The 20,940-nt window shown below is 66.6% G+C and carries 21 protein-coding genes, 3 tRNA genes and 1 other RNA gene; 18 read left to right on the forward strand and 7 right to left on the reverse strand.

Annotated features, from left to right (window positions below; all coding sequences use genetic code 11):
- Window positions 1-81: 81 nt before the first annotated feature.
- The 7 genes from recA (at window position 82) to GBG68_RS12760 (ending at window position 6,341) form a co-directional block, all read left to right on the forward strand.
- Window positions 82-1,113, forward strand: a complete 1,032-nt coding sequence (gene recA, locus GBG68_RS12730; RefSeq protein ID WP_152147949.1) for a recombinase RecA — start codon at window positions 82-84, stop codon at window positions 1,111-1,113.
- Entirely contained in the window at window positions 1,113-1,565 is a 453-nt protein-coding gene (locus GBG68_RS12735; RefSeq protein ID WP_226801798.1) for a regulatory protein RecX, read from the forward strand. Before recA ends, GBG68_RS12735 begins: the two co-directional genes overlap by 1 nt.
- A 36-nt stretch (window positions 1,566-1,601) precedes the next feature.
- Window positions 1,602-4,199, forward strand: a complete 2,598-nt coding sequence (gene alaS / locus GBG68_RS12740; RefSeq protein WP_152147951.1) for an alanine--tRNA ligase — start codon at window positions 1,602-1,604, stop codon at window positions 4,197-4,199.
- A 97-nt stretch (window positions 4,200-4,296) separates the two neighbouring features.
- A complete protein-coding gene (locus GBG68_RS12745; RefSeq protein ID WP_152147953.1) occupies window positions 4,297-5,550 on the forward strand; it encodes an aspartate kinase in 1,254 nt (417 codons plus the stop codon).
- A gap of 290 nt (window positions 5,551-5,840) precedes the next feature.
- Window positions 5,841-6,035 carry a carbon storage regulator CsrA gene (gene csrA / locus GBG68_RS12750; protein ID WP_152147955.1) on the forward strand — a complete coding sequence of 65 codons (195 nt, stop codon included), beginning with the start codon at window positions 5,841-5,843 and terminating at the stop codon, window positions 6,033-6,035.
- 83 nt (window positions 6,036-6,118) lie between these two features.
- Window positions 6,119-6,210, forward strand: a tRNA-Ser gene (locus tag GBG68_RS12755).
- A gap of 54 nt (window positions 6,211-6,264) precedes the next feature.
- Window positions 6,265-6,341, forward strand: a tRNA-Arg gene (locus tag GBG68_RS12760).
- A gap of 119 nt (window positions 6,342-6,460) precedes the next feature.
- Here the strand turns inward: GBG68_RS12760 and GBG68_RS12765 are convergent.
- Both GBG68_RS12765 and GBG68_RS12770 read right to left on the reverse strand, forming a co-directional pair.
- Window positions 6,461-6,937, reverse strand: a complete 477-nt coding sequence (locus tag GBG68_RS12765) for a peroxiredoxin (protein ID WP_152147958.1) — start codon at window positions 6,935-6,937, stop codon at window positions 6,461-6,463.
- An 82-nt stretch (window positions 6,938-7,019) separates the two neighbouring features.
- Window positions 7,020-7,487, reverse strand: a complete 468-nt coding sequence (locus GBG68_RS12770; RefSeq protein ID WP_152147960.1) for a hypothetical protein — start codon at window positions 7,485-7,487, stop codon at window positions 7,020-7,022.
- 40 nt (window positions 7,488-7,527) lie between these two features.
- Between GBG68_RS12770 and GBG68_RS12775 the strand changes: the two genes are divergently transcribed.
- The 9 genes from GBG68_RS12775 (at window position 7,528) to GBG68_RS12815 (ending at window position 14,373) form a co-directional block, all read left to right on the forward strand.
- A complete protein-coding gene (locus GBG68_RS12775) occupies window positions 7,528-7,938 on the forward strand; it encodes a secondary thiamine-phosphate synthase enzyme YjbQ (RefSeq protein WP_152147962.1) in 411 nt (136 codons plus the stop codon).
- A 65-nt stretch (window positions 7,939-8,003) separates the two neighbouring features.
- Window positions 8,004-8,339: a DUF1820 family protein gene (locus GBG68_RS12780; protein WP_152147964.1), complete on the forward strand. Its 336-nt coding sequence runs from the start codon at window positions 8,004-8,006 to the stop codon at window positions 8,337-8,339.
- An 85-nt stretch (window positions 8,340-8,424) separates the two neighbouring features.
- Window positions 8,425-8,515: transfer RNA gene (locus tag GBG68_RS12785), tRNA-Ser, on the forward strand.
- Between the two features lie 521 nt (window positions 8,516-9,036).
- Window positions 9,037-10,866, forward strand: coding sequence for a PHB depolymerase family esterase (locus tag GBG68_RS12790; protein WP_152147966.1), 1,830 nt, complete (start codon window positions 9,037-9,039; stop codon window positions 10,864-10,866).
- Window positions 10,867-10,987: 121 nt separating this feature from the next.
- Window positions 10,988-11,084, forward strand: an RNA gene (ffs, locus tag GBG68_RS12795) — signal recognition particle sRNA small type.
- 80 nt (window positions 11,085-11,164) lie between these two features.
- Window positions 11,165-12,937, forward strand: coding sequence for a DNA polymerase III subunit gamma/tau (gene dnaX, locus GBG68_RS12800; RefSeq protein WP_152147967.1), 1,773 nt, complete (start codon window positions 11,165-11,167; stop codon window positions 12,935-12,937).
- A gap of 37 nt (window positions 12,938-12,974) precedes the next feature.
- Window positions 12,975-13,301: a YbaB/EbfC family nucleoid-associated protein gene (locus GBG68_RS12805; protein ID WP_152147969.1), complete on the forward strand. Its 327-nt coding sequence runs from the start codon at window positions 12,975-12,977 to the stop codon at window positions 13,299-13,301.
- An 11-nt stretch (window positions 13,302-13,312) separates the two neighbouring features.
- A complete protein-coding gene (gene recR / locus GBG68_RS12810) occupies window positions 13,313-13,912 on the forward strand; it encodes a recombination mediator RecR (RefSeq protein ID WP_152147971.1) in 600 nt (199 codons plus the stop codon).
- A 116-nt stretch (window positions 13,913-14,028) separates the two neighbouring features.
- The gene (locus tag GBG68_RS12815; protein WP_152147973.1) at window positions 14,029-14,373 is read left to right on the forward strand and encodes a histidine triad nucleotide-binding protein; all 345 of its coding nucleotides are present in this window, start codon (window positions 14,029-14,031) and stop codon (window positions 14,371-14,373) included.
- Between the two features lie 44 nt (window positions 14,374-14,417).
- On the opposite strand, the gene rsgA is transcribed toward GBG68_RS12815, so the two are convergent.
- Window positions 14,418-15,305 (reverse strand): small ribosomal subunit biogenesis GTPase RsgA, encoded by an 888-nt coding sequence (gene rsgA, locus GBG68_RS12820; RefSeq protein ID WP_152147976.1) that lies wholly within the window; start codon window positions 15,303-15,305, stop codon window positions 14,418-14,420.
- A gap of 60 nt (window positions 15,306-15,365) precedes the next feature.
- On the opposite strand from rsgA, the gene orn reads away from it, so the two are divergent.
- Window positions 15,366-15,917: an oligoribonuclease gene (gene orn / locus GBG68_RS12825; RefSeq protein WP_152147978.1), complete on the forward strand. Its 552-nt coding sequence runs from the start codon at window positions 15,366-15,368 to the stop codon at window positions 15,915-15,917.
- 30 nt (window positions 15,918-15,947) lie between these two features.
- The gene (locus GBG68_RS12830) at window positions 15,948-16,262 is read left to right on the forward strand and encodes a hypothetical protein (protein WP_152147980.1); all 315 of its coding nucleotides are present in this window, start codon (window positions 15,948-15,950) and stop codon (window positions 16,260-16,262) included.
- Between the two features lie 39 nt (window positions 16,263-16,301).
- Here GBG68_RS12830 and GBG68_RS12835 read toward each other — a convergent pair whose 3' ends face one another.
- Genes GBG68_RS12835 through GBG68_RS12850 form a run of 4 tightly spaced genes read right to left on the reverse strand, consistent with a single transcriptional unit; the run spans window position 16,302 to window position 20,928 of the window.
- Entirely contained in the window at window positions 16,302-17,123 is an 822-nt protein-coding gene (locus GBG68_RS12835; protein ID WP_152147982.1) for a sulfurtransferase, read from the reverse strand.
- A gap of 27 nt (window positions 17,124-17,150) precedes the next feature.
- Window positions 17,151-18,368, reverse strand: a complete 1,218-nt coding sequence (gene glcF, locus GBG68_RS12840) for a glycolate oxidase subunit GlcF (protein ID WP_152147984.1) — start codon at window positions 18,366-18,368, stop codon at window positions 17,151-17,153.
- Between the two features lie 3 nt (window positions 18,369-18,371).
- A complete protein-coding gene (gene glcE, locus GBG68_RS12845) occupies window positions 18,372-19,427 on the reverse strand; it encodes a glycolate oxidase subunit GlcE (protein WP_152147986.1) in 1,056 nt (351 codons plus the stop codon).
- Between the two features lies 1 nt (window position 19,428).
- Window positions 19,429-20,928 carry an FAD-linked oxidase C-terminal domain-containing protein gene (locus GBG68_RS12850; RefSeq protein WP_152147988.1) on the reverse strand — a complete coding sequence of 500 codons (1,500 nt, stop codon included), beginning with the start codon at window positions 20,926-20,928 and terminating at the stop codon, window positions 19,429-19,431.
- Window positions 20,929-20,940 lie beyond the last annotated feature (12 nt).

Raw genomic sequence — 20,940 nt, forward strand, 5'->3', positions numbered from 1 at the left:
TAGGAGCCAACCGGCCGATGTGGGATAATCGGCCGCCACTTTGATGCCGCTGGTTTCCGGCCCCGAACGCACGAGGACTGTATGGACGAGAATCGCAAGAAGGCGCTGAGCATCGCTCTGGGCCAGATCGAGAAGCAGTTCGGCAAGGGCGCGGTGATGCGCATGGGCGATGCCCGCGCGGTGAACGCCGAGGCGATCTCCACCGGCTCCCTGACCCTGGACATGGCGCTGGGCATAGGCGGGCTGCCCAAGGGCCGGGTGTGCGAGATCTACGGCCCGGAATCCTCGGGCAAGACCACCCTGACCCTGCAGGTCATCGCCGAGTGCCAGAAGGCCGGCGGCACCGCCGCCTTCGTCGACGCCGAGCACGCCCTGGACCCGAGCTACGCCGAAAAGCTGGGCGTGAAGGTGGACGAGCTGCTGGTCTCCCAGCCCGACACCGGCGAGCAGGCCCTGGAGATCGCCGACATGCTGGTGCGCTCGGGCGCGGTGGACGTGGTGGTGGTGGACTCCGTCGCCGCGCTTACCCCCAAGGCCGAGATCGAGGGCGAGATGGGCGACTCCCACGTGGGTCTGCAGGCACGGCTCATGTCCCAGGCCCTGCGCAAGCTCACCGCCAACATCAAGCGCTCCAACACCCTGGTGATCTTCATCAACCAGATCCGCATGAAGATCGGCGTGATGTTCGGCAGCCCCGAGACCACCACCGGCGGCAACGCCCTGAAATTCTACTCCTCGGTGCGCATGGATATCCGCCGCATCGGCGCGATCAAGAAGGGTGACGAGGTGGTGGGCAACGAGACCCGCGTGAAGGTGGTCAAGAACAAGATGGCCCCGCCCTTCAAGCAGGCCGAGTTCGAGATCCTCTACGGCGAGGGCACCTCCCGCGAGGGCGAGATCATCGAGCTGGGCGTGAGGGAAGGCCTGATCGACAAGGCCGGCGCCTGGTACAGCTGCAACGGCGATCGCATCGGCCAGGGCAAGGAGAACGTCCGTCAGTACCTGCGTGACAACCCGGAGCTGGCCGCCCGCCTGGAAGCGCAGCTACGCGAGAAGCTGCTGCCCCAGCGCACGCCCGCCGCCGAGGCCGGCGAGGCGGCCAGCGACGCCTAGTGTGCGAGGCCGAGGACCAGGCCCAGGCGCGGGCGGCCGCCATGCGGCTGCTCGCCCGCCGCGAGCACAGCCGCCGGGAGCTGGCCCGCAAGCTCGTCCAGCGTGGTTTTCAGCGTGATTGCATAGAGCCGGCGCTGGACGCGCTCACGGCCGAGAACCTGCTCAGCGAAGAGCGTTACACCGAACAATACGTGCGCGCCCGGCGCGAGCAGGGCTACGGCCCGCTGCGCATACTCGCCGAACTGGGCGAGCGGGGCATCCGGGAAGGGCTCGCCGAGCCCTTTTTGCATGGGCACGACGACTGGGCCGAGCGGGCCGCCCAGGCCCGTCACAAGCGCTTCGGCGCCGAAGGCCCGGGGAACATGAAAGAGCGGGCGCGACAGTACCGCTTCCTGGCGCAACGCGGGTTCAGCGCCGAGCAGATCCGCGTTGCGTTACAGGATGCCGACTGAGCGCCCCACAGCAGTACGGAGCAACAGGCAGGGCCGATGTTCAGCAGTGCAGACATACGCCAGGGTTTTCTGAGCTACTTCGAGGGCAAGGGCCACAGCGTGGTGCGCAGCGCCTCGCTGGTACCGGGCAACGACCCGACCCTGTTGTTCACCAACGCCGGCATGGTGCCCTTCAAGGACGTGTTCACCGGCCGCGAGCAGCGCCCCTACACCCGGGCCAGCAGCGCCCAGCGCTGCGTACGCGCCGGCGGCAAGCACAACGATCTGGAGAACGTGGGCTACACCGCCCGGCATCACACCTTCTTCGAGATGCTGGGCAACTTCAGCTTCGGCGATTACTTCAAGCGCGAAGCCATCCAGTACGCCTGGGAGTTCCTCACCCAGGTGGTGAAGCTGCCCGCCGAGAAGCTCTGGGTGACGGTCTACGAGGAAGACGACGAAGCCGCCGATATCTGGTTGAAGGAGATCGGCGTGGACCCGGCGCGCTTCTCGCGCATCGGCGCCAAGGACAACTTCTGGTCCATGGGCGACACCGGCCCCTGCGGCCCCTGCACCGAGATCTTCTACGACCACGGCCCCGAGATCCCGGGCGGCCCGCCGGGCACCCCCGAGGAGGATGGCGACCGCTACATCGAGATCTGGAACCTGGTGTTCATGCAGTACGACCGGGACGTGGAAGGCACCCTGCATCCGCTGCCCAAACCCTGCGTGGATACCGGCATGGGGCTGGAGCGCCTGGCCGCCGTGGTCCAGGGCGTGCACAGCAACTACGAGATCGACCTGTTCCAGAAGCTGATCCGTGCCGCCGCCGAGCTTGCCGGCGTGGCCGACCTGGAGAACAGCTCCCTGCGGGTGATCGCCGACCATATCCGCGCCTGCAGCTTCCTCATCGCCGACGGCGTGTTCCCCTCCAATGAGGGCCGAGGCTACGTGCTGCGCCGCATCGTGCGCCGCGCCGTACGCCACGGCTATCAGCTGGGCATCGCCGAGCCCTTCTTCCACCGCTTGGTGCCCACCCTGGTCGCCGAGATGGGCGAGGCCTACCCGGAGCTGGTCGAGAACCAGGACCAGGTGGCGCGTATGCTGCGCCAGGAAGAGGAGCGCTTTCGCGAGACCCTGGAGCAGGGCATGAAGCTGCTCGACGAAGACCTGGCCAGGCTGTCCGGCCGTGAGATCCCCGGCGAGACCATCTTCCGCCTCTACGACACCTATGGCTTCCCGGTGGATCTTACCGGCGATATCGCCCGGGAGCGGGAGCTGACCCTGGACATGGCGGGTTTCGAAGCCTGCATGGAAGAGCAGCGCGCCCGGGCCCGCTCCGCGAGTCGGTTCAAGGCCGATCACAGCCAGGCCGCCGGCTTCGAGGGGCGTTCCGAATTCACCGGCTACGAGAATCTGCAAGGCCAGGGCAGCGTTACCGGCCTGTTCCGCGAAGGGCGCACGGTCAACGAGCTGCGGGCGGGCGAGCAGGGCATGGTGGTGCTGGACCGGACCCCCTTCTACGCCGAGTCCGGCGGCCAGGTGGGTGACCAGGGTTGGCTGCGCGCCGAAGGCCTGCTCTTCGAGGTGCAGGATACGGTGAAATACGGCGCCGCCCACGGCCATCTGGGCGTGCTGCGCGAGGGCAGCCTGAAGCTGGACCAGGCGCTTGCCGCCCAGGTGAACGCCGAGACCCGGGCGCGCACCGTGGCGAACCACTCCGCCACCCATCTGCTGCACGCCGTGCTGCGGGAAGTGCTGGGCGAGCATGTGCAGCAGAAGGGCTCGCTGGTCGCCCCCGACCGCTTGCGCTTCGATTTCGCCCACTTCGAGGCCATTGCCTCCGCGCAGTTGCACGAGATCGAGGACCGGGTCAATGCCCGCATCCGCGCCAATGTGGCCGCCGAAGCCGCCGAGATGGGCTACGACGAGGCCATCGAGGCCGGTGCCGTGGCGCTGTTCGGTGAGAAGTACGGCGACAAGGTACGGGTGCTCTCCCTGGGGGAGTACTCCACCGAGCTGTGCGGCGGCACCCACGTGAGCCGCACCGGCGATATCGGCCTGTTCAAGATCATCGCCGAAGGCGGTGTCGCCGCCGGGGTGCGCCGCATCGAGGCGCTCACCGGCGAAGGGGCGCTGGCCTGGGTGCGGGAGGCCGCCGGCAAGCTCAACGAGGCGGCGGCGCTGTTGAAGAGCAGCCCGGAGAATCTGGGCGTGAAGCTCAACCAGTTGCTGGATCGCAACCGCCAGCTGGAGAAGGAACTCGCCCGCTTGCAGCAGACCATGGCCAGTGCCGCCGGCTCCGATCTGGCCGCCCAGGCGGTGGACGTGAAGGGCGTGAAGGTGCTGGCCGCGCAGCTGGATGCCGCCCAGGCGAAATCCCTGCGCGAGACCGTGGATCAGCTCAAGCAAAAATTGGGTTCGGCGGTGATCCTGCTGGGCGCGGCCGAGGGCGGCAAGGTCAAGCTGGTGGCCGGTGTCAGCCAGGACTGCACCGACCGGGTGAAGGCCGGCGAACTGGTCAACAGCGTCGCCACCCAGGTGGGCGGTCGCGGCGGCGGTCGGCCCGACTTCGCCCAGGCCGGCGGCAGTGAGCCCGACAAGCTTCCCCAGGCCATCCAGGAGGTGGTCGATTGGGTGTCCGAACGGCTCTGAGCCACGCTTTCAAAGCTTTCGAAATGAGGCGGCGCCGTTCAACCGGCGCCGCATTTGGTGTTTAATAAGGCGCTCTTTCGCGAAACGGCAAGGACGTATGGCTTTAATCGTTCAAAAATACGGCGGTACCTCGGTAGGTACCGTGGAACGCATCGAGCATGTGGCCGCCAAGATCAAGGCGACCCGGGACGCCGGCAACGACGTGGTGGTGGTGGTCTCCGCCATGAGCGGCGAGACCAACCGGCTGATCGCTCTGGCCGAGGGTATCAGCAAGAAGCCCCCGGCACGGGAGCTGGACATGCTGCTCTCCACCGGCGAGCAGGTGACCATCGCGCTGCTGACCATGGCGTTGGAGAAGCTTGGCGCCCCGGCGCGCTGCTACACCGGCGCCCAGGTGAAGATTCTCACCGACAGCTCCCACAGCAAGGCGCGCATCCAGGAGATCGACGCCAAGGTCATCAGCGAGGACTTGAAACAGGGTCGCTTGGTGGTGGTGGCCGGCTTCCAGGGCGTGGACCAGACCGGTGCGATCACCACCCTCGGTCGCGGTGGCTCCGACACCACCGCCGTGGCGCTGGCCGCGGCGCTCAAGGCCGACGAATGCCAGATCTTCACCGATGTGGACGGGGTGTACACCACCGACCCGCGGGTGGTCTCCAAGGCCCGGCGCCTGAACAAGATCACCTTCGAGGAGATGTTGGAGATGGCCAGCCAGGGCTCCAAGGTGCTGCAGATTCGCGCCGTGGAGTTCGCCGGCAAGTACCAGGTGCCCCTGCGGGTGCTGTCCTCCTTCAAGGACGGCCCCGGAACGCTGATCAGTTTCGAGGAAGACGATATGGAAGAGCCGCTGATTTCCGGCATTGCCTTCAACCGCGACGAAGCCAAGCTGACCGTGCTGGGCGTGCCCGATCGTCCGGGCATTGCCGCCAGCATTCTCGCGCCCATTGCCGACGCCAATGTGGAAGTGGACATGATCGTCCAGAACGTCAGCAAGGAAGGCCAGACCGACTTCACGTTTACCGTCAACAAGGTCGATTACGATAAGGCTCTGGAAATCCTGCGCAAGATCGGCGATGACATGGGTGCGCGGGAAGTTTATGGTGACGACAAGATCGTCAAGATCTCCCTGGTGGGCGTGGGCATGCGTTCCCACGCCGGCGTGGCCAGCACCATGTTCAAGGCGCTGTCCGCGGAAGGGGTGAACATCCAGATGATCTCCACCTCCGAGATCAAGGTCTCGGTGGTGGTGGAGGAGAAGTATCTGGAACTGGGCGTGCGTGCCCTGCATACGGCCTTCGGGTTGGATGAGGACAATGAAGCGCACGCCGAGGGGAAGGAACCCGACGCCTGAACCGGCGGTAAAAAGGTTTTCCGGCGGGTAGCGTGCTCGGGATGGGCACGCGCCGGCCGGTTTCAATGATGACTTGCATTTGGTGTTGATCCTGAAGTGCACTTTCTCGCGCCGACAGGGGCGGGGAGGGGTGCGAGGGGTTTGTTTATATCGGTACACGGTGGCGGCCGAGGGAGAAGGACGACGGGCCGCACCCGCGTATTCGATTTATGCCGCAGTTCGGGCAATGACCTCCAGTAAACCAAGGGGGAGGCGACCCGGGCCCGCAAGGAGCAACGAGGAGAGGGCTTATGTTGATTCTCACGCGTCGGGTGGGGGAGACCCTGATGATCGGGGACGAGGTCACCGTGACGGTGCTGGGCGTCAAGGGCAACCAGGTTCGCATCGGCGTGAACGCGCCGAAGAACGTGTCCGTGCATCGCGAAGAGATCTACGAGCGGATCCAGCGCGAGCACGATCCCGCCGACGGTTTCGAACAGAAATAGAATGCCGTCCCAGGGTTTACCCTATAGGGCTTTTGCACTATCCTAGCCGCCGTTGTCGCAGGGATAACGCGGCACAGGATACCGGAGAGATGGCCGAGCGGCTGAAGGCGCTCCCCTGCTAAGGGAGTATGGGCTTAAAAGCCCATCGAGGGTTCGAATCCCTCTCTCTCCGCCAAAACCCGGGGGTGTTGACGAGCGAGCATCGCATCGCCATAATCCCCCACCCAACGCGCCCGTAGCTCAGCTGGATAGAGTACCTGGCTACGAACCAGGCGGTCGGAGGTTCGAATCCTTCCGGGCGCGCCATAAAAGCAAAAAAGGCCCACCGAAAGGTGGGCCTTTTTTCGTTTGGGCGGCTATGAGCGGTTCAGCGGTGAGCCCTTTTGAATGTCAGGGTTCCTTCCTGCTCAGTGGCGGCGTCGTTGTTACAGGTGTTCGTACACCGTCGCGGCGCTGCTCTTGTCCACACCCTGCTCATCCACGCCGATGTACTCCACCACGCCGTCGTTGGCGATAAGTGCGTAGCGCTTGGAGCGCGTCCCCATGCCGAAGCCGCCGGCATCCAGTTCCATGCCGATGGCGCGGGTGAAGTCGCCGTTGCCGTCGGCGAGCATCAGGATGTTTTCCGCGTTCTGGTCCTTTTGCCAGGCGTCCATCACGAACGCATCGTTCACCGACAGGCAAACGATCCGGTCCGCGCCCTTGGCCAGCAGCTCGTCGGCCTTGATGACGAAACCGGGCATATGGGTGTTGGAGCAGCCGGGGGTGAAGGCGCCGGGCACGGCGAAGAGGACGACCTTCTTGCCCTGGAAGATATCGCCGGTGTTGATGTCCTCCGGCCCCTGGGCGCCGTTGGTCTTGAGGGTCATTGCGGGGATGCGCTCGCCAGTGCTCAAAGCCATGTCAGTCTCCGATGTCAAAGTGTTCCGTGAATGGGGAGCCTTCAGCATAGCAGTCCGCGCGGCGGTGGTGAGACGAGCCTTTTCAGTCGCCGTAGCGGGCGCTCAGCTGGTCGACGAACGCCGGCGCTTCCTCCTGGCGTATGGCTCGCGCGCTGCCGCCCAGGAAGTCCCGACGCAGCCTCCTCGGCCAGGGCGTCGGGGCGAACAGCAGTTCGCGCAGGTCCCCCCACCAGAGGATGGCGAAGTGGGGGGCGGCGCAGCGGTTGAGTTCCAGGCGCAGCCCTTCCTCCGGTCCCAGCATGTCGATGCGGGTGCACAGATCGCCGGTGGCGTCCTTGTAGCCGAGCAGGGCGGGGCCGCGCAGGCCCCAGCGCTGGGGTTCTATGCGGTGCAGATAGCTTGCCAGCTCCCCCGGATCCCGGAACCAGCAAAGCGCCTGGGGTTCGTGTTCGTCGGGCCCCAGCAGCATCCCGGTGCGGAAATGCACCGGGTCGCGCCGGCGGGGCATGCGCAGACTCTCGTCCAGGTCCTTGCCTTCCCACAAATGCATGGGCGTTGTCTCCTTGGATGGGGCTGGGCATGATACCGCCATGCACCAGTCGGAAATCACCATACAGAGCGCCGGGCGCGGCATGCGCGAGATCAGTCCGGAGTTGGCCATGGAGCTGCGCCAGTCCGGCGTGCGCGACGGTCTGTGTCATGTATTCCTGCAGCATACCAGCGCCTCGCTGATCATCTGCGAGAATGCCGACCCGGCCGTGAGGCGGGACCTGGAGCGCTTCATGAGCCGCATCGCCCCGGACGGCGACCCGCTCTGGGAGCATGACGCCGAAGGCCCCGACGACATGCCCGCCCATGTGCGCAGCGTGCTCACCCAGACCGGATTGACCTTGCCGGTGCGGGCCGGCCAGCTGGCGCTGGGCACCTGGCAGGGGGTTTATCTCTGGGAGCACCGAACCCGCGGTCACCAGCGGCGTTTGATGGTGACGGTCTGGGGGTAGGGGGCCGTTACCGCGGCGGCGCCTGTGCTATTCTTCGCGCCCATGTCGATGGCCGATGGTGATCCATGAACAAACAGCGCATCTACAAGGTGATCTTCTTCTGCCAGGGGCAGGTATACGAGGTCTACGCCCGCAGCGTCGCTCAGGGCGGCCTGCTGGGTTTCGTGGAAATCGAGGAGCTGATCTTCGGCGAGCGCACCCAGGTGGTGGTTGACCCCTCCGAGGAGAAGCTCAAGGACGAGTTCGCCGGCGTCAAGCGCTCCTACATCCCGATGCACTCGGTAATCCGTATTGACGAGGTGGAGAAGGAAGGCAAGGGCAAGATCTCCGATGCCGGCGGCAACGTCACGCCCTTCCCCATGCCCGTCTACGGCAGCACGCCCAAGGGGCCGGGGGAGTAGCACCCCCGCCCGGTGATTGAATCCGCCGGGCAACTGGTTTACTCTCTTGCGCCTTGTCCGGTCCCGCCGGGCAGAAAAAGAATCTGGAGAGGTGTCCGAGCGGTCGAAGGAGCACGCCTGGAAAGTGTGTGTACCTCACAAGGGTACCGAGGGTTCGAATCCCTCCCTCTCCGCCAAATGGAAAACGGGGCCCCCTGGGGCCCCGTTTTGCATTTGCACGATGGCCGGGAGTCGAGCCCTCGGTACCCGCATGGACAATAACGGGTTCGACCGATCGCGCAGCGATCGGGACGCTGGAGCGCAAGCGACGGCGCCCCGTAGGGGTGAGCGGCCGCAGGCCGCGAATCAATCCCTCCCTCTCCGCCAAATGGAAAACGGGGCCCCCTGGGGCCCCGTTTTGCATTTGCACGATGGCCGGGAGTCGAACCCTCGGTACTCGCATGGACAATAGTGGGTTCACCTTGTCCGCGCCCATCTTGTAAGAAAATTCTGAATCACTCGTCACATGGGTACCCAATCATGTACGCCTGGTCTACTATCGCCCCAATAAAAATAATGCATCGCAACAAACAATAATTTTTGGCGCAAGCACCGGCCCTTTTCCGGCTCCCTGCTCAACGCAGCCGCGCTCTTTTGCGCCTGTCGCCGCGCGCTCTCCGCGGCGCGAAAGGATAATGAAAACAACAGGAGGTTAGACATGTTCCGACGATTGATCCTTGCGCTCTCCCTATTGGCCTTCGGCGGCGGTTCCGCCCAGGCCTTTCAGCAGGTAAGCGATTTCAACCAGGCGAAGAGCAACCCCGGCAACCTGAAGATGTACACCCACGTGCCCCAGACCCTGCGCGAGAAAGCGCCGCTGGTGCTGGCGCTGCACGGCTGCACCCAGAGCGCGAGTACCTACCACAAGGAAAGCGGCTGGTCCGAGCTGGCTGACCGCCACGGTTTCCTGGTGGTGTACCCGGAGCAGAATTCCGAGAACAAGACCGCCCAGACCGGCAACCCTTACAACTGCTTCAACTGGGCAGGGTATTACGGCGCGCGCATGGCCAAGGGCGATGGCGAGAACGCCTCCGTCATGCAGATGATCGAGTACATGCAGGAGCGGTATCCGGTGGATGCCGACAAGATCTACATCACCGGCCTGTCCGCCGGTGGCGGTCTGACCAGCATGATGCTGGCCCTGTACCCGGACGTGTTCGCCGGTGGTGCCCCCATGGCCGGGCTGCCCTACCACTGCGCCAACACTGTGGACGACGCCTACGCCTGCATGGGCGTCACCAGCTCCTTCCAGCCCCGCACCGGTGCCGGCTGCGAGTCCGGCGAGGCCTGCATGGCGCCCGATCGCAAGCGCAGCCCCCAGGCCTGGGCGCAGCTGGCCCGCGACAACAACGGTGGCTACAGCGGTAATTATCCGCGGGTGCTGATCTGGCAGGGCGACAAGGACCAGTACGTCGACGATGACAACGCGGTAGAGATCATGAAGCAGTTCACCGCGCTGCACGGCACCGACCAGACCGCCGATGTCACCGGCCAGAGCTTCAACGGCGACAGCAAGCACGTCTATCGCGAGTATCTGAAGGGCGACCGGCCCGTGGTGGGCGTGGTGGATGTGCTGGGCATGAAGCACGGCATCACCATCGACGAGGGCACCGGCGAGGACCAGGGCGGCAAGGCCGGCCTGGCCATGAGCTACACCCATGACTTCGATGTTTTCTCCAGCTATTACACCGCCAAGTGGTGGGGCCTGCTGGACACTCAGCCCGAGAACGACCGCCCGGTGGTCCGCATCGAGAGCCCCACGGACGGCGCGCACCTGAGCGGCACGGTGGAAGTCTCGGTGAGCGCTACCGATGACGACGGCATCGCCCGGGTCGACATCTGGCTGGGTGACGAGCTGCTGATCAGCGACATCAGCGCACCCTACGGCACCGAGTTCAATGCCGGCACCCTGGCCGATGGCGAGCATGTACTGCGCGCCGTTGCGGTGGACGCCAGCGCGGACGCGGTGAGCAGCGAGGTGCAGCTGACGTTCAGCACCGGCAACGATTCCCCCGCGCTGCGGTTCACCAGCCCCGAGGAGGGCGCTCACCTGAGCGGCACGGTCACCTTCAGCGTGGACGCGAGCGACCGCGACGGTATCGCCCGGGTGGCGTTCTATCTGCAGGGCAGCAACGGCGAGCAGCCGTTCGCGGTGGCCGACTCCGCGCCCTGGCAGGCCACGCTGGATGTCGCCACTCTGGCGGACGGTCAGCACACCGTGCGAGCCGAGGCGGTCGATGCCAGCGCCGAGCAGCGTACCAGCTCCACGACCCTGAGCTTCCGCACCGGCTTCGACTGCCAGGAGTGGACCACCTATAACTACTACCATGCGCTGGCCGGTCGCGCCCGCAACGTCAGCCTGCTCTGGTGGTCGCCGGAGTACCGAGTGCTTGGCTCCGACGAGGCGCTGGGCCGCAGCAGCTGGATTCAGACCACCGTGCGCAACACGCCCAACGAGGGTGAGTTCGCCAAGGGCAGCTGCCGCTAAGTCGGCGTCGAGCCAGAAACGACCGGGGCCCCGGGCCCCGGTTTTTCATGCCCGGGGGCTTTTTGCTCTGTTTGACAAACCCCCACCCACCCCTTACCTTCCACCGCGTCTATGGCGGCGGCGTCGGTCCCCCCGCGACGATAAACTGTGAACCCCGTCAGGCCCGGAAGGGAGCAGCGGCAGCAGTGGACTCGGGCGCCGGGGTGTGGCTGGCGTCGCCGCCGCCATTTCTACGCCCCGCCCGCCTCCCTCTGATAGAATTCGGGCTTCGATTCGCAGCCCTGGCACCCGAAACCACATGAGCTATCAGGCCCTGGCGCGCAAGTGGCGCCCCCGCAATTTCGCCGAGCTGGCCGGTCAGGAGCATGTGCTGCGCGCGCTGGTCAATGGGCTGGAGCGCGGACAGCTGCACCATGCCTTCCTGTTCACCGGTACCCGCGGGGTGGGCAAGACCACCATCGCCCGGATTCTGGCCAAGTGCCTGAACTGCGAGCAGGGCGTGACCGCCGAACCCTGCGGCCGGTGCAGCGCCTGTCAGGAGATCGACCAGGGCCGCTTCGTGGATTTGATCGAGGTGGACGCGGCCTCCCGCACCAAGGTGGACGACACCCGGGAGCTGCTGGATAACGTCCAGTACGCCCCCAGCCGCGGCCGCTACAAGATCTACCTGATCGACGAGATCCATATGTTCTCCAGCCACAGCTTCAACGCCTTGTTGAAGACGCTGGAAGAACCGCCGCCCCATGTGAAGTTCCTGCTGGCCACCACCGACCCGCAAAAGATTCCCGTCACCATCCTCTCCCGCTGCCTGCAGTTCAGTCTGAAGCGCCTGGCGCCGAGCATGATTGCCAATCATCTGCAGAAGGTACTGGGCGAGGAGGGCATCGAGTTCGAGGTCGCGGCGCTGCAGCGCCTGGCGCGCGCGGCCGATGGCAGCATGCGTGATGGGCTCAGCCTGCTGGATCAGGCCATCGCCTTCGGCAGCGGCCGGGTCGACGAGGCGGATACCCGGGCCATGTTGGGTGACCTGGAGGGGGACTTCGTCTTCGAATTGATCGAGGCCTTGGCGAACAACGATGGCCCGGCCATGCTGGCGGTGATCGAGCGCATGAGCGAGCGGGCGCCGGATTATGCCTCGGTGCTGGCGGAGTTGCTCAACAGCCTGCACCACATTGCCCTGGCGCAGACCATTCCGGGCGGCCTGGGCGAAGAGGTGGCGGACCGGGAGCGCCTGCAGGCGCTGGCCGGAAGTCTCGCCCGTGAGGATGTGCAGCTCTACTACCAGCTGGGCTTGCACGGGCGGCGTGATCTGCCCTTGGCTCCGGACCCGCGGGCGGGCTTCGAGATGGCCATGCTGCGCATGCTGGCCTTTCGCCCGATGGAAGGCGGCGCCGCCACGGCGGGCCAGAGTGCCGGGCAGTCGGCGCCCCCGCCCCGGCCCGCGACCCCTCGGGCGGCGGGCGGCCGGCCGGCACCCACCGCGCAAACGACGCCGCCAGCCCCGGTCCACACGGACGATTCCGGAGCCGCGGCGCCGCACGCCCAGTCCTCTTCCGACAGCGTGGCCCAGCTCCACGACGCCCGGGCCTCGGCACGGACCGGGATGCCTGCCGCCGCACCGGCGTCGGTGCCCGAGCCCGCGCTGGCGCAGCAGCCGGACGCCCCGGTCGTGGCGCCCGCCGTGCGGCTGGACTCGGTGCAGGACTGGCCCGAGGTGGTCCAGCGCCTGCCCCGCGGCATGCACCAGGTGCTCGCCTCGCATTGTGAGTTCCTGGCCCGGGAGGGCGGACGCATCAGCCTGCGCATAGACCCGAACCATACCCATCTTCATAACACTGCCCTGGAAGGCAAGCTCGCGCAGGCCCTGGGCGAGGTGCTGGGTGGCGCGGTGAGCCTGGACATGAAGCGGGCCAAAGTGGAAGAGGCCACCCCGGCCGTGCTGGCGCGGCAGGACGCGGAGGCCCGCCAGCAGCAGGCGGAGCAGACCATCGACGCCGACCCCAAGGTGGGCGCGCTGCGCGAGACCTTCGCCGCGGAACTGGTGCCCGGCAGTATTGAACCTACCGATTAGCCCAACCCGGGCGCCGCCCGGACCAGGAGAGAGGACGATGATGAAAGGTGGAATTGGCAACCTGATGAAGCAGGCGCAAAAGATGCAGGAAAAGCTGCAGAAGGCGCAGGAAGAGTTGGCCCAGCTCGAAATTACCGGGGAGGCCGGTGGTGGCATGGTCTCGGTGGTGATGAACGGCAAGCACGAACTGCGCCGGGTGAACATCGACCCGGGCCTGTTCGAGGACGACAAGGACATGGTCGAGGACCTGGTGGCCGCCGCGGTCAACGATGCGGTGCACAAGCTCGCCCGAGAGACCGAGGAGCGCATGTCCGGCATGACCTCCGGCATGGGCCTGCCCCCGGGCATGAAACTGCCGTTCTGAGGCTCGGCGGCATGGCGTATTCACCGCTCATCGACGAGCTGATCGAGGCCCTGCGCTGCCTGCCCGGCGTAGGGGCGAAATCCGCCCAACGCATGGCCTTTCACCTGCTGCAGCGGGACCGGGAAGGCGCCGGGCGGCTCGCCTCGGCGCTGGCGGAAGCGGCGGCGAACGTCGGCCAATGTGCCCAGTGCCGGGTGCTCACCGAGCAGGAGCTGTGCCGGATCTGCGCCAGCGATCGGCGGGACCGGGGTGTGCTGTGCATCGTCGAGAGCCCGGCGGATGTCTTCGCCCTGGATCAGGCCACCGACTACAATGGGCTGTATTTCGTGCTCATGGGGCGGCTTTCACCCCTGGACGGGATAGGCCCGCGGGAGCTGGGCCTGGATCGGCTGGAAGAGCGATTGGCGGCCGGCGAGGTGCGCGAGATCATTCTCGCCACCAACCCCACGGTGGAGGGCGAGGCCACCGCCCAGTACATTGCCGAGATGGCCCGGGAGCGCGATATAGGCACCAGCCGCATCGCCCACGGCGTGCCCCTGGGCGGCGAGCTGGAATACGTGGACAGCGGCACGTTGATGCATGCCTTCAGCGGCCGGCGGCAGTATCAGTAGGAGCGGCTCATGGCCGCGAATTCTCCTGCCTGCGCTCGTTGCCCGGAAGAAATCGCGGCCATTAGCCGCTGCTGCCGGGAAGGCTGGCATACAATTACCTTACGCGGAGCTTGACGATGACGGACTGTATCTTCTGCAAGATGATCAGCGGCGAGATGACGCCGGACGTGGTGCTGGAGACGGATCAGGTGCTGGCCTTTCGGGACATCAATCCCCAGGCCCCCACCCATGTGCTGGTGATCCCCAAGCGTCACATTACCAGCATCAACGATTTGCAAGCCGCGGATGCGGAGCTGGTGGGCCAGCTTTATCTGGCGGCCCAGCAGGTGGCCCGCCAGGAGGGCATCGATGAGGACGGTTACCGCACGGTGATGAACTGCGGCGAGAAGGCCGGCCAGAGCGTGTTCCACATTCACCTGCACGTCCTGGGCGGGCGTGCCATGCAGTGGCCGCCGGGCTGATGGAAGCCGCGGGCTAGCCGCTTTGGCGGGGGAAAGCGGCGCGATCAGTCTTCCGCGTCCAGGAGCCGGTAATACCTCTCCAGGCGCTCGGCGGCGATCTCGCCCTGTTGCACCGCCCCCAGAATCGCGCAGCCGGGCTCGCTGCGGTGCCGGCAGTCGTTGAAACGGCACTGCCCGAGATAGGGCCGAAACTCCCGAAAGCCCCGCTCCAGCTCATCGGCTGACAGATGTCCCAGGCGCAGGGTGCGGATGCCCGGCGAGTCGATCAGATCCCCGCCGCCGCGCAGATGGTACAGGGTGGTCTCGGTGGTGGTGTGCTTGCCCAGGCCGCTGGCGTGGGACAGCGCCCCGATCCGCAGCTCCAGATCCGGCAGCAGGGCCTGGATCAGCGAGGACTTGCCCACCCCGGACTGCCCCACCAGGATGCTGGTGCCTTCCCGCAGCCGCGCTTCCAGCTCCGCCAGCCCCTGGGCGGACTTCACGCTGCCCAGCAACACCCCATAGCCCAGTTCCCGGTAACGCTGCAGCGAGGTCTCCAGGCTTTCCCGTTCCTCGGCGGCGAGCAGATCCATCTTGTTCAGCCACAGCAGGGGCTGGATGTCGAGATTCTCCGCCAGTACCAGATAGCGGTCGATCAGCTCCAGATCGATGCCCGGACGGGGTGCCGACACCACCACCATCTGGTCGATGTTGGCGGCGATGGGGCGCAGCTTGTTGCGAAAGTTCGGGCGAGCGAGCAGGGTGCGCCGCGGTTCGATGCGTTCGATTACCCCTTCGCCGGCGCCGCTGGGTGCCCATTGCACCCAGTCGCCGCACAGGGTCCGGCCCGTGCTGCGGCGGGTCTTGCAGGGCATCAGGGTGCCTTGGGTGTCTTCCACCAGGCACTCGGCGCCGTGGCTGATGATCACGCGTCCGCGTGTGGTGTCGCTCATGGGAGCGCAGCATAGCCTCTGCTATGATCCCGGACAATCCTCAGCTGTTCGGGAGCAGCCATGGCCGCGAGCGCCGATAATCTGATCTGGATCGATCTGGAGATGACCGGGCTGGATACCGACCGGGACCGCATCATCGAGATCGCCACCGTGGTTACCGATTCACGCCTGGAAGTGTTGGCCGAAGGGCCGGTGCTGGCGATCCACCAGCCGGATGAGGTGCTGGTGGCGATGGATGAGTGGAACACCCGCCAGCACGGCAAGTCGGGGCTCACCGAGCGGGTCCGACAAAGCCGGGTGGACGAGGCGGAGGCGGAGCGCCAGACGCTGGAGTTCCTGCGCCAGTATGTGCCGGCCAAGGCCTCGCCCATGTGCGGCAACAGCATCTGCCAGGACCGGCGCTTCCTGCACCGCTGCATGCCGCAGCTGGAGCAGTACTTCCATTACCGGCACATCGATGTGAGCACCCTGAAGGAGTTGGCCCGGCGCTGGGCGCCGCGGATACTCAAGGGGCAGAGCAAGCAGGGCAGCCATCTGGCGCTGGACGACATCCGCGATTCCATCGCGGAGCTGCGCTATTATCGGGAACACTTCATAACGATACCCGCCTGAGGCGGGAGGGCACCGGGGCGGGGAGCAGGGATGATCAGTCGGCCGGCCATCAAGTTCGGGATTCTGATGCTGGCCTTCCTGGGGGCGGCCTCCATCAGCAGCAATAGCGCGGTCATGGCGCTGGGCCTGCCCAATGCGCCCTGGGTGGTGTTCTCTGCCGCCTTTGTGGTCGCGATGATGGGCTTCGGCTTCAGCTGGCGCTATATGGCGATGCTCATCGCAGCCGTGCTGGCGGCTAACCTGCCGCCGGAATCGACGCTGGCCATGGGGTATGAGCGGGACTACGCGCTGGCCGTGCTGCTGGCCTTGTTGATTACGCCTTATATTGCGGAACTGCTGGAGTGATTGAGGGATCGCGGCCATAAGCCGCGGTCCGCCCCGATTTCAGCTCTCCACCGGCACATCCGGGTCATTGCCCCACTCCGACCAGGAGCCCGCGTAACCGCGCACCCGCTCGAAGCCCAGGTGTTTCAGCACCATGAAGCTGTGCGCCGAGCGGTGGTGGGTCTGGCAATGCACCACCACTTCCTTGTCGGGTGTGAGGCCCAGTGCCTTGTAGCGCTCGCGCAGGGTCTCGTCGGCTTTCAGCCGCTTGAGATTGTGCGTATCCATGGTCTCGATCCAGTCCAGGTTCACCGCGCCCGGAATGTGGCCGGCCCGCTCGGCGCGCTTGTCCTCACCGGAATACTCCGCCGCCGAGCGGGCATCCAGTACGACCACATGCGGGTCGTTCAGGTGTTTGAGCACGTAGGCCTTGTCGGCGAGGGCGTGGGGGTTGCGGATCTCGGCGCGGTAGCGGCTGGGGCGCGGGTCGGTGCGCGCCACATCCACGGGGTGGCCTTCGTTGGTCCAGGCGTGCAGACCGCCGTCGAGCAGCGAGTAATGTTCATGGCCCAGCACGTCCAGGGTCCAGAGCAGGCGGCTCGCCTTGCCGCTGCCGTCGGCGTCGTAGGCCACCACGTGTTTGTCCTCGGTGAGGCCGATGTCCGAGAGGACAGCGCTGAGCGTTTCCATATCGGGCAGCAGCCCCATGGCCGGCGGCGCCTGGCGGATGAGGCGGGGAAAGGGCAGATGCACCGCGCCGGGAATATGCTGGGTGTGGTAGCTCTCCTCCGAGCTCAGATCGACGAGGAGCAGATCCGGGTCGTGCAGATGCGCTTCCAGGGTGCGGGTATCGAGGATCAGGGGCAGTTTCGGCTCGGTCATGGCTAATCCTGTGTTCGTCTGCGTCGATTACTGGCGGCGGGCACTGATCAGCTCAAGCCAGTGCCGCACGGGCAGTTCGGAGGCCGCGTCCAGATGGGTGAGGCAGCCGATGTTGGCGGTGGCGATGAGTTCCGGCGCGCCGCTGCCGAGCGCGGCGAGCTTGTTGTCGCGCAGCTGTTTGGAGAGTTTGGGCTGCAGCACCGAGTAGGTGCCCGCCGAGCCGCAGCAAAGATGCGCATCGGGCACCGACGTGAGTTCGAAGCCGATTTTTGCCAACAGCGCCTCCACCCGGCCGCTGAGCTGCTGGCCGTGCTGCAGCGTGCAGGGCGCCTGAAAGGCGATGCGCCGGGGCGCATCGTCCGCGGGGGCCAGTTCCTCGGCGCGATCCTCGAAAAATTCCACCGGGTCCCGGGTCAGCGCGCTGACCCGGGCGGCTTTCTCGGCATAGTCCGGGTCGTCGCGCAACAGGTGACCGTAGTCCTTCACCTGCACGCCGCAGCCGCTGGCGTTGACGATGATGGCCTCCACGCCGCGCTCCACATGGGGCCACCAGGCATCGAGGGTGCGCCGGACGATGTTCGCGGCCTCCCCGGGCGCGCCCAGGTGCTGGCTCACGGCGCCACAGCATACGCTGCCCGGTGTGCGGATGACCTCCACCCCCAACTGGTCCAGCAGCCGGGCGGTGGCGGGATTGATGGGCGGCGACAGGGCCGGTTGCACGCAGCCTTCCAGCATCAGCACCCGGCGGTGGTGGCGCTGTCGCGGCCAGGCGGGGGCGGGGCGCCGGGCCGGCACCTTGTCCTTGAGCGCGGCGGGCAGCAGGGGGCGGAGCAGCTGGCCGCCGCGCAGGGCGGCGCCGAACAGGGTGCGGCGGGGCAGCAGCTTGCGCAGCAGCCAGCGTTGCAGCCCCTGGCCCGCGGGGCGCGGCACCTGTTGTTCGACGATCTCCCGACCGATGTCCACCAGCTTGCCGTACTCCACGCCCGAGGGGCAGGTGGTCTCGCAGGCGCGACAGGTCAGGCAGCGGTCCAGGTGCAGCTGGGTCGCTTCGGTGGCCTGGGCCCCTTCCATGACCTGCTTCATCAGGTAGATGCGCCCCCGCGGGCTGTCCCGCTCGTCGCCCAGCAACTGGTAGGTGGGGCAGGTGGCCAGGCAGAAGCCGCAATGCACGCAGTTGCGCAGGATGCGCTCGGCCTCCTCGCCCTGGGGCGTGTCCTTGAGGAAATCGGCAAGTTCGGTCTGCATGGATCAGAGTCCTGGGTAGAGCCGGCCGGGGTTGAGGATGCCCTGAGGGTCGAGGCTTTGCTTGAGACGCCGGTGCAGGGCCATCAGGGGGGCGGACAGGGGTTGGAACACCGGAGTCTCGGTATCCTGGGGGCCGCGGAAAAGGGTGGCGTGGCCGCCGTGCCGGGCGGCCAGCCCCTGCAGCTCATGGGCATCGGGCGCGGCGCGCAGCCAGATCTGCCGCCCACCCCAGTCGTGCAGCGCCTCGCCGCTCAGCGTCGGCCGGGCACCCGGTGGCAGGGATAGCCGCCAAAGCGGCGCGTCGACCCGGAAAAAGGGCAGGGAGTGGTCCCGCAGTCCATCCCACCAGCTCTTGTCCAGCGTGTCGCCGCCGATGCGCCGGGCAGCGGCCTGGACGGCAGGTTCCGCACCGGACAGGCGTATGTGCAGCCGCTCGCCATCGTGGGCACAGCCGCTGAGCGGCAGGTTCTCTCCCACCCAGCGATCGGCTTGGGCCAGGCCCTCGGCGAGGGGCAGATCGAGGCTCAGGCTCTGCTCGAAGCGCGGTCGGGGCAGTACCTTGAGCGAGACCTCCAGCAACACGCCCAGGGTGCCCAGGCTGCCGCTGATCAGGCGCGATAGATCATAGCCCGCCACGTTTTTCATCACCTGGCCGCCGAAGCGCAGATCCTCACCCTGACCGTTCAGGCAGCGCACGCCCAGCACGAAATCCCGCGCCGCCCCCGCGAAAGGCCGCCGTGGGCCGCTGAGGCCCGTGGCGATGGCGCCACCGATAGTGCCGGCCCCGCCGAAGCGGGGGGGCTCGAAGGGCAGCATCTGGTGCTGCTCGGCGAGTACTGCCTCCAGTTCGCTCAACGGAGTACCGGCGCGGGCGGTGATGTAGAGCTCGGTGGGTTCGTAGCTGACCACGCCCCGGTAGCCGGAAAGCTCCAGCGGCGCGCCCGCCACCGGGCGGCCATAGAAGGCCTTGCTGCCCTGGCCGCGGATCTCCAGCGCTTCGCGGGCTTGCGCGGCGGCGCGAACCCGCTCGCTCAGTTGTTGGATCTGATCCTCGGCCATGTCAGAAGCGTTCCAGCTCGGGGTGGCGAAGCTCGCCGTGGTGTACGTGCATGGCGCCGAACTCGGCGCAGCGATTGAGCGTGGGCACGGCCTTGCCCGGGTTGAGCAGCCGTTGGGGGTCGAAGGCCTCTTTCACCGCATGAAACTGGGCCAGCTCCTCGCGGCTGAACTGGCTGCACATCTGGTTGATCTTCTCCACGCCCACCCCGTGCTCGCCGGTGATACTGCCGCCGACCCGAATACAGGTTTCCAGGATCTCGCCGCCCAGCTTCTCCGTGCGCTCCAGTTCGCCGGGCACATTGCCATCGTAGAGCACGATGGGGTGCAGATTGCCGTCGCCGGCGTGGAAGACGTTCACCACCGCCTGGCCGTACTGCTCGCTCAGCTCGCTGATGCGTCTCAGCACCTGCCCCAGGTGCTTGCGCGGAATGGTTCCGTCCATGCAGTAATAATCGGGGCTGATGCGGCCGACGGCGGGAAAGGCCGCCTTGCGGCCCGCCCAGAAGCGCAGGCGTTCGGCCTCGTCCCGGGCGATGCGGATCTCGCTCGCGCCCTGGCTGCGCAGCAGGGCTTCCACCTGCGCCATCTCCGCATCCACCTCGTCGGGATGGCCGTCCAGTTCGCAGATCAGGATGGCGGCCGCGTCGGTGGGGTAGCCCGCCTGCACGAAGTCCTCGGCGGCGCGGATGGCCGGGTTGTCCATCATTTCCAGGCCCGCCGGGATGATGCCCTGGGCGATGATGGCCGCCACGGCATCGCCGGCCACTTCCACCTGGTCGAAGCAGGCGAGCAGGGCGCGGGTTTCCTGGGGCACGGGCAGCAGACGCACGGTGACTTCGGTGACCACGCCGAGCATGCCCTCGGAGCCGTTGATCAGCGCCAGCAGATCGTAGCCCGCCGCATCCAGGGCCTCGGAGCCCAGTCGCAGCCGCTCACCATCCATGGTGACCAGCTCCACGGCGAGCACATTGTGCACGGTGAGCCCGTATTTGAGGCAGTGCACGCCGCCGGCGTTCTCCGCCACATTGCCGCCGATGGAGCAGGCGATCTGGGAGGAGGGGTCCGGCGCATAATAGAGCTTGTGTGGCGCGGCGGCCTGGCTGATGGCCAGGTTGCGCACGCCGGGCTGCACCACGGCGATGCGTCGCTCCGGATCCAGTTGAAGGATGCGATTGAACTTGCCCAGGCTCAGCAACACGCCCTGGGGATGGGGCAGGGCACCGCCGGAGAGGCTGGTGCCGGAGCCTCGGGCCACTACCGGGGCGCCCAGCTCCTGGCAGATGCGCAGCACCGCCTGGACCTGCTCCACGGTCTCGGGCAGGGCGACGAACAGTGGTATCTGGCGGTAGGCGGCCAGGCCGTCGCACTCGTAGGCCCGGCGGCCGGCCTCGTCGACGATCAGGCCTTCGGCGGGCAGCAGCTCGGCGAGGCGGCGGCGCAGTTCCTCATGGTCGAACTGGTAGGCGGTATCTTCAGGGCGATAGAGGGTATGCGCGGACACAGCGGCTCCCAG

Origin of the sequence: Alkalilimnicola sp. S0819 (assembly GCF_009295635.1) — a bacterium.
GTDB lineage: Bacteria > Pseudomonadota > Gammaproteobacteria > Nitrococcales > WHIW01 > S0819.